The organism is Endozoicomonas sp. PH6C, from assembly GCF_059322965.1.
The window spans coordinates 2,641,594-2,657,823 of sequence record NZ_CP185342.1; the positions used below are offsets into that span (position 1 = coordinate 2,641,594).

Genomic DNA, 16,230 nt, shown 5'->3' on the forward strand with positions numbered 1-16,230 from the left:
GCGTGGTTCAGCCTGAGGGGTGAACTTTATAAAAAAACTATTGTCAAAGGTTTATTGACCTCCCAGTCATTGAGTCACATGGATGAATATTAACATGAGAGGGATATTTTGATGTTACCCGCTTGTTATCAAAGGGCAGATTCTCCGACTCCGGCAACGAATTCAAATCAGATTCCCGGGGCTGAGGGTCTATCCGACGGGGCCGAGAGTCCACACAAAAGCTATTTCAGTGATCCTGATCTCACTGGCGTTCCCGTCCAGACATCGTTAGCCGATCGTCTTTGCCGTTCACCTGTTTCAGATCAGGCTGATGACTATTCTCCCCCCAGCCGCCATCAGCTGGGGGGTAAGGGAATGTTTTTGCAGCGCATGAAGGAAGCCGACCTGCCTGTTCCACCCTTTGAATGTGTGACAATCCAGGTCATGAATGCACTTGAACATGAGCCTCTGGATCGCCGCTGCCTGGCCCCCTATCTCCCCTGGATTCCTGATCAACCGGAGGCAGAGACCAGCCTGTCGCAGATCAGGAAATACGTCGCTACTTTGCCACCTTCTGAGCAAGCCAAAAGGAAAGACTGGCTGGCGGGTCTGGCAACATTTATTGCCAGTGATGACTATTACGAACAGCTTAAAGATTCTGAAGCAGCCCGGGAAATCAGAGACCTGCGCTGTCAGCTGGAAAAACTCTGCCCATCACAGCCGGTTATTGTTCGCAGTTCTGGCGTTAATGAAGACAACTACGGCAATGCCCAGGCGGGCAAATACCTCTCGAAACTTCAGGGAGAAGAGGATGTATTGCGAACCTGCCTTGAGGTCATGGCTTCAGCTTACCGGCCTGAAGTCTGCTCCGAAGGCGTACCCCAACCTATGGCACTGATCATCCAACAGTGCATTGATTGTCGATATGGCGGGGTTGCCATGAGTTACCAATCCTTTCAGGAGAATACCGTCAGGCTTGAGTACACATATGGTCAGCCCAAAGGTGTCGTGTCAGGGCAGTCCGGTAACAGGCCCCACCGTATTGATATTTATCGTGAGGATCGCGTAGAAGAAGTTAACAGTTTCCGATACTTTCCAGGGAGGATCTCCAGTTACTTTATCCTGAAAAAAAATGATAACGGTTATTCGGAAACTGAGGTTTTTGATGCCGATGCCCAATCCGACGACGCCAGACATGCACTCACTGATGACATGGTTTCAAAACTCAGTGACTATGTAACAAGACTGGAAAACCTGCTGTGCTGCCCGGTGGATGTGGAGTTTGCCATCGATCGTCTGGGTCGTCCGATCCTGTTACAGGTGCGCCCTGTTACCCGACTCTCTGGCGGCATGGATTTTAACATGCCCATACCCGAACAGACCCTGGCCATTGGCGAAAGCGTCAGCGAAGGCTACTGTACCGGACCCATCTGGCTGGCCAAAAAACGACACGCAGGCTCTATGCCAGAGAGAGCCATTGTCGTGGCCCACCACGCTGAAGACTGGATGCTTGAGCCCGGGTTCCTGGATCGGGCAGGGGGTTTTGTCCTTCTCGAAGGAGGATTCAATGACCATGTAGCCATTCTCATGAAACAGAAACGAAAAACTTTGATGCTGGTTGCTGGTCAGTTTGCGGCAATGGATACTCTTGTTGGCCAACAGGCGACGCTGGCCTGTGCCCGTTTCAGGGGTAAGCCCGGCGCCTTTATTGTCGCCGGTGACTGTACCGAAAAACTGGCGTGTCACAGCAGTCTGTCCTCTGATTTTGCGGATATGCCCTTAGCAAAAACTCTCCCGTCACGGGATGATTTGTCCCCCCCTCCAGGCACATTCTCCAGGGTCACCAGTGCCTTTCAATGGCTCACCGACCAAAACGCCCGGCTCCTGTCATTCTTTAACTCCGGCAGCGAACTGGATTGTCTGGCAAACCCGATAAAACTGAGCATGTCGGCACAACGTTCAGAGCTACTGGCAGAGACCAGAGACAGGGTTAACAGGCTGATTTATGGAGCTGAAGCCCTGTTGAAGGGCTACCAGGCATTCTTGCGGCTGGCCGGGAAAAAAGATTCACCCCATGTCAAGTTATTGCAGGATGAATTTCCACTCCTGAGGGAACGGTTTGTGGAGCTGAAAGAGACCGTGGAATCAAAGTTAGACAGTGTCATTCTGCCAATGCAAGTCGCTAAAGAAAGACTGGTTTCCCCGTTAGTGTTTCGGCAGTGGGTGTTTGCTTGCCACCAGCTGCAATCTTGTCTGCAAGCACTCAACCCCAGAGAAGCTGAGCAGGTTCGAAGTGTCCATGAGCTGATTTTTGCTCTGCATAAGCGCTTCGTAGAGGCGCTGGCACCGGTCACACTGACCTCGGGTCAGGGCAAGATATCTATGGATAAGAACGTCACTTATGTTGAGTGCTCGACCCCGGGTGAAACAGTCCCGCTGATCAGTGCATCCTGCAGAACATCCCTCAAGAGATTAGTGCGTCATGCGACGGTCGTCACTATGGAGGGAGCATTTATTGTTAACATGAAGTTTGGCGAACACTGGGGGTTGATTGAGCTGCTTGAAAAGGCAGAGGGGGGGAAAGGACGAACCTTGCGGCTGAAATTTTCTGACGCATTTCATCCATCGGATGGTAGTGAAGAACCCGGTAAGTTGAAACGTATGTGGTTTCTGGTGCAGTTACTGAAAGCCATCGAACTGGACAAAAATGCTGATAGCATGAAGCTAAGCTGCAACGCCGTTGCAGGGCAGATTATTGTCGAATGCCCCCGAATGACATCACCTGAAACCATGCAGGAGGCCTTTGGAAAACTGATAACAGCTTTACGTGCTGTTCAGAATCTGGATCTTTTTTTAGAGGATAAAAGCATTTTTGAAGAGGTTGAGTGGAACTTTAACCTGCTTGCACAACGCCTTGATAGTGATGTTGTGACAGAAACAGATAGATTCGCCTTTCAACATTGTCTTTTCTTAATGGTTCTTAGTCAGCAATATGACATTCTTCCCAGTTGCTACCGGTTATTAAACCACCAGCAGATGCAATTTATTGATCATTCCCGGCGGTTAGTTAATTTGGAGAATGCTTATGAAAAAGTGCTGATGAGTGATGATATCGGTGAGGCCACTCGCAGGGAACTTTTGCATCATTCTTTATTAGTAGATCCCGGATGGGTGACTCCGTTGGTTGAGGATGTGTATCCCCATTTGAAGGGTAAAAGTTTTATTATCGAACCATCAGAAGATTACCAGTTGAATTTTGTCGTTTCAACTGATCAGCTGTTCAGTGAGCATAAAGAGAAAGTCGAGAAAGCCTTTCAGAGGAATGGGCTTCTATATGCCAGTCAACGGCTGCGAAATGAATACTTTGCTTTTAGGTACGATCAATAATTTTGTGAATCAGCTCTGATCTATTCTGACAACCTTGACCTTAACGGCTTATTGCCATTTTTACTGGTGCCTGTTTCAGACTGAAGGTTGAACTTTATTGATGTGCCGGTTATTTATGAAAGGGATATCTTAATGTTAAATGTCAATTCTGATAAATCGAATGATGGACTCCTGACAGCTTATTCAAGTCAGAATAACCGGGCTGGCAGTCCATCCAGAGGAACTGATAGTTCACCCAAAAAGCATCTCGATGATTCTGATTCCAGTGGCGTTTCCATCAGCAATACGCCTTTAGCCAAACGTCACTGTTGTTTATCTGTTTCAGATCAGACTCCCCTCAACCGCGAAGAACTGGGGGGTAAGGGAATGTTTTTGTGGCGCATGAAAAAAGCCGGTTTGTCTGTTCCGCCATTTGAATGTGTGCCAGCCCGGGTCATGAACGCGCTTGAGCAACACTCTCTGGATAGCAGACTTTTAGCCCGCTATCTCCCAATGATTGCATGTGAACTTGAGGCAGAGAAAGAGATCAGCCTGACGAACATCAGGGCATGCCTCAATGCCTTGCCACCTTCACAGCAGACCAAAAGGAATAACTGGCTGGCGGGTCTGGCAGAATTTATTGCCAGCGAAGACTATTACCAACAGGTTAAAGATTCTGAAGCGGCCGGAAAAATCAGGGGGCTGCACAGTCAGGTGGGCGGACTCTCTGCATCACAACCCGTGATTGTTCGCAGTTCCGGCATCAATGAAGATAATTACGGCGACGCTCAGGCGGGCAAATACCTCTCTTTAGTTCAGGGAGAAGAGGATATTTTGCGAACCTGTCTTAAGGTCATGGCTTCAGCTTACCGGCCTGAAGTCTGCTCCGAAGGTATACCGCAACCTATGGCCCTGATCATCCAACAGTGCATTGACTGTCGCCACGGCGGTGTCGCCATGAGCTTTCAATCTTTTCAGAATAATACCCTCAGGGCAGAGTTTACATCGGGTCAACCCAGAGGCGTGGTGGCAGGGCAGACCGGTAACACGCCCCACCGCATCGACATTTATCGCAAGGATCGCAAAGAAGATGCTGTCAGCTATCAATACTTTCCCGGGACAATCTCAAGTCACTTTGTCTTGCACAAGAACAATAACGGCTATTCGGAAACAATAACTGATAATGTTGATGCTCAATCATGCGACGGTGGACTGCAACTCACGGATGCAACGGTTTCAGAACTCATGGAGGCGGTGATACAGCTGGAAAACCTGTTGCTTTGTCCTGTGGATGTGGAGTTTGCCGTTGATCATCAGGGGCGCCTGTTCATGCTGCAGGTACGCCCTGTTACCCGGCTCGCTGGCGACATGGTTTTTGCCATGCCCATACCCGAAGAGACCCTGGCCATTGGCGACAGCATCAGTGAAGGCTATTGCACCGGTCCCCTCTGGCGGGCTGAAAAAAGAGCAAAAGACGCTATGCCACAAGGCGCCATTGTCGTCGCCGACCACGCTGAAGACTGGATGCTTGAGCCTGACTTCCTGAAGCAAGTGAGGGGCTTTGTCTTTGCCAAAGCAGGATTCAATGATCATGTAGCGATCCTCATGAAACAGCAAAGAATAACCTTAATGCGGGCCAATGATCAGTGTCCGGTATTTGCCACTGACAATGGCCAACAGACGACACTGGCCTGCGGCCGCTTTAAAGGCAAGCCCGGAGCCTTTATTGTTGCCGGTGACATGACAGAAAAACTGGTCAGCCACAGAAGCCTGTCCAGCGTTTTTTCTGATCTGCCTTCCGCGAATGCGATTCCGTCCTGGGAGGATTTATCAATTCCTGAGGGCAAGTTCTGTCATGTCGCCAGCGGCTTCAAATGGCTAACGGATCAAAATGCCAGGCTTTTGGCATTTTTTGCCTCCGGTGGTGGACTGGATTGCCTGGCAAACCCGGTAAAACTGAGCATGTCGCCAGATCGCTTAAAACTATTGGCAGAGACCAGAGACAGCGTGAAGCGGCTGATTCATGGATCTGAAGCACTGTTAGCTGGATACAAAGCATTTCTGGGTCTGGCTCTGGAAAGTCGACCATACCTGACCACGTCATTGCGGGATGAATTACAGCAACTGGAGAAACGCTTCAAGACGCTGCAACAGACCATAGGATCAGTGTTAGATAGTATTATCCTGCCAATCCAGGCCGCTGAAGAAGGGGATGTATCCCCGGGCATCCTGAGTCAGTGGGTGGCAGATTGCCATCAGCTGCAATCTTGTCTTCAGGCACTGGACCCTGAGCAGGCTGAACAGGTACGGAGTGTCCATGAGCTGATTTTTGCCTTGCATCGACGTTTTGTAGAGGCACTGGCCCCCGTCACTCTGGCTTCTGTTCAGGGCAAGGTATCTACAAATAAGCACATCACCTATTTTGATTTTACCACTCCGGGTGGAGAGTTACCGCTATTGGGACTGTCAGGCAAAGCATCCTTGGACGGGTTGAGGCTTCCAGGGACTGTCATCAGTACGGATGAAGCCTTGATTGTTAACCTCAAGTTAGGATCTCACGTGGGCCTTATCGAGCTGCTTGAGAATGCAGAGGGAGGTAAAGGACGAACTCTGCGACTGAAATTTTCTGACCAATTCAATATATCTGATGGTGTTGAAAAAACCGGCAAGTTTAATCGTATGTGGTTTCTGGTGCAGTTACTGAAAGCGATCGGGCTGAACAAAGATGCCGATAGCATGAATCTGAATGGCAATGCTGTAGCAGGTGAAATCACTGTTGAATGCACGGGAATAGCATCACGTGAAACCATGCAGCATGCCTTTGAAAAACTGATCATTGTGTTAGATTCAATGGCTGAACTGGATCGACGGTTTCATAAAAAGGTTATTTTTGAAGGAGGCCAGTGGGACTTTAGCTTGCTTGTAGAACGGCTTAATCGAGATGTTGCGACAGAAGCCGATAGATTCGCCTTTCAACATTGCCTTTTCTTACAGTTTCACCAGCGAGGTTGGAGCATCACTCCCGCTTGCCAGGAGTTATTGAGCGATCAGTGTCAACGTTTTGCTGAGCATGCACAGCGGTTAGGTGAGTGCGCGCGGGCAATTTTTTGGCGACGAAAATCGGAGGACAGCCTGCAGGAAATGTTAATGAGTGATGAGATCGCTGAGGACACTCGCTGGGAACTCCTGCATCATTTTTTATTGGTAAACTTCAGTTACGCCACTCGATTGGTTGAACGTCTGTATGGCCTGGAAAATCAATACTTTGTGATCAATCCATCTTGCAGTTACAGATTGGAGTTTTATGCTCCACCGGGGCAGCCGTCCGGGGATCATAAAGAAAAGGTCAGGAATGCCCTGCTCATGCATGGGTTGATGTATGCCAGCCAACGGGTTTTGAATGATAAAGAACTTGTACTAGCCGCCATTACAAAACATCCCGAACAACTGCAATACGTGAATGAAGAACTGAGGGATGATAGTGATGTCGTCATGGCATCAGTCACTCGAGATGGCAGTCAGCTGCAACATGCCAGTCCAGAACTTAAGAATAATGTCGGGGTGGTAATGGCGGCTGTCGAACAATATCCAGATGCTCTGAGGTATGCCAGTGAAAAAATGCGAAGCAATCAAAATATTATTAAAATCGCAATGGCCAATGATATTCAATACTCAGAATATGCCAGTGAAAGTGTATTGAGTGATCGCGATTTTATGCTGGACTTAATTGCAAAAAATCATCGAGCTTTCAAATATGTTGCTTCAGAGCTTGAAAAGGATAAGGATTTTATTGAGGCAGCAAGACACAGAAACCCCAAAGTTATTAAATACATCAGGAAACTTTCGGATAAGGTCTGATTGGCTCTGAAAACGTTGACCGGTTCAAATCGTCTGGCCAGGTACTTATACCAATCGAACTTTCTAACTCCCTATTGCGCTGAAGATTTGAGCCCTAATCCTGCGTTGGCGATCGTCGCCATAGCTAAGGCTATGACTCCTCACGCCGCCTTGTCTTAAGGCTCAAATCTCCATGCTCATCACGGGAGTTAGAGAGTACGATTGGTATTATTGCCGTTTTCCTGTTGTGCTCTTCAGCCTGAGTGGTGAACTTCATAAAAATATCATTGTCAAAAGTACCAAACGTTTTATGCCATAGCGATAAAGTCATGGATGAATAAGAACCTGAGAGGGATATTTTGATGTTACCTCCTGCTAGAGACATACCAGGTCCCAGTGGCCTGACAACTGTTCCTGATCAGGATAATGAGGCTAAGCATTCACACAAAAGGCATTTCAGTGATCTTCATCCCGGTGACGTTCCGGACCGGACGCCGCTAGCCAAGCGCACCTGCCGTTCAGCTGTCTCAGATCAGCCTGCTGATCGTTCATCCGCCAAACGGGAAGAATTTGGGGGCAAGGGAATGTTTTTGCAGCGCATGATGAGCGCCGGTCTGTCTGTTCCACCGTTCCGATGTGTGACAGTCCGGGTCATGAATGCGCTTGCACAATACCCTCTGGACAAACACCCTCTGGATAGCCATCTTTCAGGCCGCTATCTCCCCGGGATTGACCGTGAACCGGATGCCGAGACCAGCCTGAAGAGCATCCGGGAATACCTCAGTGCCATGCCGCCCTCAGAGCAAACCAAAAGGAATGACTGGCTGACGGGTCTGGCAGAATTTGTAGCCAGTGATGATTATTACCAGCAGGTTAAAGATTCTGAAGCAGCTCAAAAAATCAGGGATCTGCGCACCGAGCTGGACAGACTCACCAGATCGCAGCCCGTTATTGTCCGCAGTTCTGGCATCAATGAAGATAATTACGGCGATGCCCAGGCGGGCAAATACCTCTCTTTAGTTCAGGGAGAAGAGGATATTTTGCGAACCTGCCTTAAGGTCATGGCTTCAGCTTACCAACCTGAAGTTTGCGCCGAAGCTATACCACAACCCATGGCGCTGATCATCCAACAGTGCATTGACTGCGAATATGGTGGTGTCGCCATGAGCTTTCAATCTTATCTGGATAATACCGTCAGGCTTGAGTATACACAGGGTCAGCCCAGAGGCGTGGTGGCAGGGCAGTCCGGTAACAGGCCTCACCGCATTGATATTTATCGCGGGGGTGTTAAAGAAGAAACTGACAGCTACCAATACTTTCCCGGGACCATCTCCAGTCACTTTATCCTGCACAGGAACAAGGATGATAACGGCTATTCGGAAACAAGAATTGATGATGCCAATCCGCAATCAAAGGTCACTGGGCATTCACTCACTGATGACAGTATTTCAAAACTCAGGGAGGCGGTAACAGAGCTGGAAAACCTGTTGCTCTGCCCCGTGGATGTGGAGTTTGCTATCGATCATCAGGGACAGCTATTCCTGTTGCAGGTACGCCCTGTTACCCGACTCTCCGGCGACATGGTTTTTGCCATGCCCATACCCGAAGAGACCCTGGCCACTGGCGAGAGCGTCAGCGAAGGTTATTGCACCGGCCCCATCTGGCTGGCCAAAAAACCAGAGGCAGACTCTATGCCATACGGAGCTATTGTCGTGGCCCCGCACGCTGAAGACTGGATGCTTGAGCCTGAGTTCCTGAAGCGAACAGGGGGTTTTGTCTTTGCTGAAGGAGGATTCAATGACCATGTAGCCATCCTCATGAAACAGAAAAAAATAGCTTTAATGCTTGCCGGTAAAAAGTATACGTCAGTAGTGAATCATAATGGGCAGCAGGCGACACTGGCCTGTGCTTGCTTTGACGGTGAGCCCGGTGCTTTCGTCGTGAGCGGTGACATGACCGGTAAACTGGCCAGTTACAGAAGCCTGCCTTCTGCTGCTTCTGATATGCCGGTAGCAAAAAACCTCCCCTCACGGGATGATTTGTCCCCCCCCGAAGGCACATTCTGTGAGGTGGCCAGCGGTTTTAAATGGCTAACGGATCAAAATGCCCGGCTGTTGGCATTTTTTGCCACCGGCGGCGGACTGGATTGTCTGGCAAACCCAATCAAACTGAGTATTTCGCCACAGCGATCAGAGCTATTGTCAGAGACCAGAGACAGCATAAATCGGCTGATTTTTGGTGCGCAAGCCTTGCTGGAGGGATACCGGGCAATCCTGTGGCTGGCGGATGAAGGTGATTCATCTCAGCTCAAGTCAATGTGGGAAGAATCACAGCAATTGATCGATCGGTTCGGGACGCTGAAACAGATTATCCGGTCAAGGCTAGAGGATGTCATCCTGCCCCTGCAATCCGTTGCAAAAGGCCTGGTACCTGCTGGAACTTTTCGCCAGTGGCTGGCCGCCTGCCATCAGCTACAATCCTGTCTTCAAGAACTCAACCCCGGGGAGGCTGATCAGGTCCGAAGTGTCCATGAACTGATTTTTACCCTGCATCAGCGCTTTGTAGAGGCAATGGCACCGGTCGTTCTGGCTTCGGGTCAGGGCAGGATATCCAGGAAAAAGGACATCACTTATGTTGATTGCAGGACTCCGGGTGGCGCGGATGAAATGGGACCACTATTGAGTTACCCCTGCAAAGCATCCCTCAAAAAGTCAAAGCGTTCAGCGACGGTTATCAGTATGGATGATGCTTTGATTGTTAACCTTGAGTTAGGACATCATATGGGCATTATCGAAATGCTTGAACATGCAGAGGGGGGGAAAGGACGTACCTTGAGACTGAAATTTTCTGACCAGTTTGTCAGGGCTGATGGCCGTGACGCCCCCGGCAAATTGAAACGTATGTGGTTTCTGGCGCACTTGCTGAAAGTGATCGAGCTGAATAAACACGCTGGTAGTATGAAGCTGGGTTGCAATGCCATAGCAGGTGAAATGATTGTTGAATGTCCGCGAATGGAATCACGTGAAATCATGCAGGATGCCTTTGTAAAGTTGATAACGGCTTTACGTGTCATCAAGAATCTGGATATGGACCTAAAGTCAACAGCCATTTTTGAAGGAGATCAGTGGAGCTTTAACTTGTTAGTACAACGCCTTGGAAGCGATGTTGCGGCTGAAGCCAACAGATTCGCTTTTCAACACTGCCTGTTCTTAATGGTTTATGGGAGTCGAGATTGCATTATTCAGGACTGCTTCCGGTTATTAAAACGGTTATTGAGGAAACACCAAAAACAGTTTATTCAGCATAGTCGACGCTTAGCTCAATCAAAGGACAATCTTCGGGAAGTGTTAATGAGTGACAGGATCGCTGAGGACAACCGCAGGGAACTCTTACAGCATCTTTTATTGTTAGAGCCCAATAAAGCTACTCCATTGTTTGAGGAAGTGTATAGCCTGAGAGATCAATACTTTGTTATCGATCCATCCCTCAGTTACAGCCAGAATTTTGAGGTTCCAGCGGTTCAGTCGCTTGGGGATCAAACGGAAAAGATTAAAAATGTCTTGCGCAGGCGAGGACTGAAATATGCCAGCCAACGGGTTCGAAATGATAAAGATCTGGTATTGGCGGCCATTGCCGTACATCCATATAATCTGGAATATGTGAGTGAAGCACTGAAGAGTGACAGAGAAGTCGTCCTGTCCTGTATTCAGGCACTCTATCCCATGAAGACCGGAGAGGTCCTGAGTGTCAATGGCCTGATGCTTGCGTTGTACGAGTGCCTGGTAAAGTCCCGGGCACCAGATACTCCGGTCTCGGCTCAGGGCATGCTGGCCATGGACGAGGGCGTGATCTATGTTGACTGTACGACAGCGGATGGCTCGGGTGAAAAAGCACCGGTATTGAGTTCGTCCTGCAGGGCAGGTCTGAGAGAGTTAAGGCTTCTTAAAGGGACTGCCATCCGTATGGATAATACCCTGACTGTTAATTTGGATTTAGATAATACTGCGAGCGTTATTGAGCTTCTTGAAAACGCAGAGGGCGGAAAAGGGCGAACCTTGCGGCTGACATTTTCTGAGGAATTTTATGCCACTGATGGCAGTGATGCACCCGGCAAGTTGAAACGTATGTGGTTTCTGGCGCAGTTACTGAAAGCGATCGAACTGGATAAATATGCTGATAGCATGAAGCTGAGTTGCAACGCTGCAGCGGGAGAAATGATCGTCGAATGCTCCCGATTGACATCACCTGAAATCATGCAGGATGCCTTTTTAAAGCTGATAACGGCGTTAGATGTCATTTATGATCTGGATGAGTTTTTAGAGCTAAGAAGCATTTTTGAAGAAGATCTGTGGAGCTTTAACTTGCTTGCACAACGCCTTGATAGCGATTTTTCGGCAGAAGCCAATAGATTCGTTTTTCAACATTGCCTTTTCTTAATGGTTGATAGTCACAGAAATGGCATTAATCCCGGTTGCTACCAGTTATTAAACAGTCATCAACAAGACTTTATTGGTCATAGTCGACGGCTCATTAATTCGAAGGACAATCTTCGGGAAGTATTGATGAGTGATAAAAACGCTGAGGACATCGGCAAGGAGCTGCTGCATCATTTTTTATTGTTACATCCCGGTAAGGCTATGGGATGGGTTGATCTTGTGTATCCTGATTTGAAAGATCAATACTACGTGATCAAGCCGTCCTATCTTTACAGCCTGGAGTTTTATTTTCCACCGGCGCAGTCGCTTGGGGATCACGAAGAAAAGATCAGGAGTGTCTTGCTCAGGGGAGGATTGAAATATGCCAGCCAACGGATTCGAAATGATAAAGACCTTGCATTAGCAGCCATTTCATCAAACCCCTATAATCTGATACATTTGAGTGAAGAACTGAAGAGTGATAACGAGGTCGTTCTGGCTGCAGTCACCCAAGAAGGCTATCAACTGCGATACGCCAGCCCGAAACCACAGGATAATGAAGAAGTTGTAATGGCCGCTATCAAAAATTATCCGGCAGCCCTCAGATATGCCAGTGAAAGAATCCGAAGCGATAAAAACATAATTAAAACCTTAGTGGCTATCAATTTTAATATCTTGAGATATGCCAATAAAACGCTATTGAAGGATCGTGACTATATGCTGGACTTGATTGAACAGAATTCTGATGTTTTCAATTTTGTTGCTTTCGAATTTGAAGATGGTGAGGATTTTATTGAGGCAGCAATACAAAGAAACCCCGAAGTTCGTGAATACGTCGAGTAATCTGCGAATAAGGTCTGATCAATTCTGACATCGTTGACCGGCACAAGCCGTTTTGCCAGCTTATTGGCTTTTTTTCTAATGCGTGCTTTTGGCCGACGGTTGAACTTTATAAAAATATCAATGTCCAAGGACAGTAATTAATTGACTCATCAACTATTGGGTCACAGGTGAACATTATGAGAGGGATGTCTAATGAATCATGTTACTTTCAGAGCATCATGTCCTGAAAGCCTGACAACCAATCCTGATCAGAATACCGGAGCAGGTACTCGATCCAATGAGGCTGTTCATCCAGCCAGAAGGTATTTCGATAATCTTGATACCCGTGGTACGCCCGACTCAAGCTTGCTGGTCAGGCGCAACTGTCATTCAGCGGTTTCAGATCAGGCTGCTGAGCATTCTCCCTGTAAACGAGAACTACTCGGGGGCAAGGGGATGTTTTTGTGGCGCATGAAAGCAGCCGGTCTGTCTGTTCCGCCCTTCGAATGTGTTACTGTTCAAATCATCAATGCGCTGGCACAACACCCTCTCGATACCCATCTTTTAGACCACTATTTGCCCGGGTTTGTTGATGAACCGCTGACGGAGATCAGCCTGAAGAACATCCGGGAATACCTCAATACCTTACCGCCTTCAGAGCAAACCAAGAGGGATGACTGGCTGTCAGGTATGGCAGAATTTATTGCCAGTGATGACTTTTACGAACAGGTTAAAGATTCTGAAGCGGCCCGAAAAATCAGGGAGCTGCACCGTCGGGTGGACCGACTCTCTGCATCACAGCCCGTGATTGTCCGCAGTTCCGGCATCAACGAAGATAACTACGGCGATGCCCAGGCGGGCAAATACCTCTCTGTCGTTCAGGCAGAAGGCGATGTTTTAAGTACCTGTCTCAAGGTCATGGCCTCAGGTTATCGTCCTGAAGTCTGTCCCGAAGGCATACCGCAACCCATGGCGCTGATTATCCAACAGTGTATTGACTGTCGATATGGTGGCGTCGTCATGAGCTTTCAATCCTTTCAGGATGATACCGTCAGGGTTGAGTACACACCAGGTCAACCCAGAGGTGTGGTAGCAGGGCAGTCCGGTAACAGGCCCCACCGCATTGATATTTATCGCAAGGATCGTAAAGAAGAAGCTGACAGCTATCAATACTTTGTCGGCACGATCTCAAGTCATTTCGTCCTGCAAAAGAAGAATAACGGCTATTCGGAAGTAGCAATTGATAATGCTGGTGCTCAATCAGACGACGGCGGACAGAAACTCAGTGATGAAACGGTTTCAGAGCTCATGGAAGCGGTGACAACGCTGGAAGACCTGTTGCTCTGCCCCGTGGATTTGGAGTTTGCCATCGATCATCAGGGTCAACTTTTCCTGTTACAGGTGCGTCCTGTTACCCGACTTTCTGGTGGTATGGATTTTGCCATGCCTGTACCCGAAGAGACTCTGGCCATTGGCGAGGGTGTCAGCGAAGGCTTTTGCACCGGTCCCCTCTGGCTGGCCAAACAACAACAGGCCGACTCTATGCCACAGGGAGCCATTGTCGTGGCCCACCATGCTGAAGAGTGGATGCTGAAGCCTGAGTTTCTGGAGCGGGCGGGAGGTTTTTTCATGGCTGAAGGAGGATTCAATGATCATGCAGCGATCCTCATGAAAGAGAGAGGAAAAACGTTAATGCTGGCCGGTGAAAAGTTTGCAGCTATAGCCGCCGGGGAAGGCCAACAGGCGACGCTGGCCTGCGCCCGCTTTAAGGGTAAGCCGGGTGCCTTTATTGTTTCCGGTGACCTTACCGGAAAACTGGCCAGTTATAGAAGCCTGGCCTCTGCTTTTGCTGATGTGCAGTTACACAAAGCCGTCCCGTCGCGGGATGATTTGTCCCCCCCTGAAGGCACTTTCCTTAAGGTTGCCAGTGGTTTTCAGTGGCTCACGGATCAAAATGCCCGCCTGCTGTCATTTTTTGCCTCCGGCAGCGGTTTGGATTGTCTGGCAAACCCGATAAAACTGAGCATGTCGCCGCAACGACTCAAGATTATGGAAGAGATCAGAGACATCGTTAATCGGTTGGTTTACGGGGCTGAAAAACTGCTTGATGGCTACAGGGCATTCTTGTCGCTGGCGGGTAAAAGCGATTCACCTCAACTCAAATCACTGCAGGAAGAATTACCGCAACTGAGCAACCGGTTCGAAACACTGAAACGGATCATCGGATCAGGGTTAAAGCGTTTCATCCTGCCAATGCAGACTACTGAAAAAAGACAGCTATCCCCGATAATTTTTAGTCAATGGGTGACAGACTGCCATCAGTTGCAATCCTGTCTTAAGGCACTCATCCCCGGTGAGGCTGACCAGGTCCGGAGTGTCCATGAGCTTATTTTTGCCCTGCATCAGCGCTTCATAAAAGGGCTGGCACCGGTCACTTCGGCCTCGGGTCAGGGCAATCTGACAAGGAAAAGGGCAATCAACTACGTTGATTGCACGATCCCGGGTGAAAAAACACCGATATTGAGTCCGGTCCTCAGAGCACTTATGGAAGAGTTAAGGCTTATAGGGACTGTCATCATTATGAATGAAGCCTCGATTGTTAACCTGGAACTTGGAAGTCATGTGGGCCTTATCGAGCTGCTTGAGTGTGCAGAGGGGGGGAAAGGTCGAACCTTGCGGCTGACATTTTCTGATCAATTTGACAGGCCTGAGGACCGTGATAAATCCGGCAAGTTCAGACGCATGTGGTTTCTGGCGCAATTACTGAAAGAGATCAAACTGGATCAAAATGCTGACAGCATGAAGCTAAGTTGCAACGCAGTTGCGGGTGAGATTATTGTCGAATGCTCCCGAATGAAATTACCAAAAACCATGCAGAATGCCTTTCAAAAGCTGATCATTGTGTTACGTGCTATGTATAATATGGATATTCGGTTGAAGTGCTCACCCATTTTTGAAGGCGGTCAGTGGGACTTTAACTTGCTTGCACAACGTCTTGATCGTGGTGTTGCGACAGACGCAGATAGATTCGCTTTTCAACATTGCCTTTTCGTAATGTTTTATTGGCTCAGGGGTGGCCGCTACACTACTGCCGCTTTCTGCAGTTTATTAAGCAACCACCACCAACAGCTTACCCATCATGCCCGGCGGTTAGGCGCGCATCAGTGGTCATTGTTTTTTAATAGAGAACCCGAAGAGAGTCTGCAGGACATCTTTATGACTGAAGAGATGAGTGAGGACATCCGCAGGGAGCTGTTACATCATTTTTTATTATTCGAACCTAAAAGTGCTACCAGATTGGTTGAGCAAGTGTATGACCTGGGAAATCAATACTTTGTTATTAAGCCATCGTTCAGTCACGAATTGGAGTTTTATGCGGCACCAGGCCAACCGCTTGGGGATCACAAAGAAAAGGTCAGGAATGCCCTGCTCAAACATGGATTGGAATATGCCAGCCAACCAGTCTGGAATGATAAAGACTTTGTATTACCCGTCATTTCAAAATATCCCATGGAACTGAGATATTTGAATGAGGTGCTGAGGAATGATAGAGATATCGTTATGGCCGCTGTCGCAGAATCTCCCGGAGTTTTGTGTTATGCCGGTGAAGGGCTCCGAAGCGATAAAGACATTATTCAATTGGCAAATGGCAATTGCCGATAGTATTTCTCCCTTATTCTTTGCCAGCGAAACAAAGCAATCCCGAATTTCGTGAAAACTTCATGAACTTTATAAAAATATCAATGTCCAACGAAATTAATTAATGACTCATCAGCTATTGAGTCATAGGTGAACATTATGAGAGGGATGT

4 protein-coding genes are annotated in these 16,230 nt (G+C 48.3%); all 4 read left to right on the forward strand.

Features of this window, described 5'->3' with window-relative positions; all coding sequences use genetic code 11:
- Positions 1–111: 111 nt before the first annotated feature.
- The 4 genes from ACOMG9_RS09960 (at position 112) to ACOMG9_RS09975 (ending at position 16,082) form a co-directional block, all read left to right on the forward strand.
- Positions 112–3,366 (forward strand): PEP/pyruvate-binding domain-containing protein, encoded by a 3,255-nt coding sequence (locus tag ACOMG9_RS09960; protein ID WP_448216774.1) that lies wholly within the window; start codon positions 112–114, stop codon positions 3,364–3,366.
- Positions 3,367–3,498: 132 nt separating this feature from the next.
- On the forward strand, positions 3,499–7,203 hold the full coding sequence (locus ACOMG9_RS09965; protein ID WP_448216775.1) for a DUF4116 domain-containing protein: 3,705 nt from the start codon (positions 3,499–3,501) through the stop codon (positions 7,201–7,203).
- 341 nt (positions 7,204–7,544) lie between these two features.
- On the forward strand, positions 7,545–12,440 hold the full coding sequence (locus ACOMG9_RS09970) for a DUF4116 domain-containing protein (RefSeq protein WP_448216776.1): 4,896 nt from the start codon (positions 7,545–7,547) through the stop codon (positions 12,438–12,440).
- A 192-nt stretch (positions 12,441–12,632) separates the two neighbouring features.
- Complete coding sequence (locus tag ACOMG9_RS09975) at positions 12,633–16,082, forward strand: PEP/pyruvate-binding domain-containing protein (RefSeq protein WP_448216777.1); 3,450 nt, start codon at positions 12,633–12,635, stop codon at positions 16,080–16,082.
- The last annotated feature ends 148 nt before the right edge of the window (positions 16,083–16,230 follow it).

Excerpts from the sequence above, each read along its gene's own strand:
- ACOMG9_RS09960 (WP_448216774.1), top strand. The coding sequence starts at position 112 with ATGTTACCCGCTTGTTATCAAAGGGCAGATTCTCCGACTCCGGCAACG.
- ACOMG9_RS09965 (WP_448216775.1), top strand. The coding sequence starts at position 3,499 with ATGTTAAATGTCAATTCTGATAAATCGAATGATGGACTCCTGACAGCT.
- ACOMG9_RS09970 (WP_448216776.1), top strand. The coding sequence starts at position 7,545 with ATGTTACCTCCTGCTAGAGACATACCAGGTCCCAGTGGCCTGACAACT.
- ACOMG9_RS09975 (WP_448216777.1), top strand. The coding sequence starts at position 12,633 with ATGAATCATGTTACTTTCAGAGCATCATGTCCTGAAAGCCTGACAACC.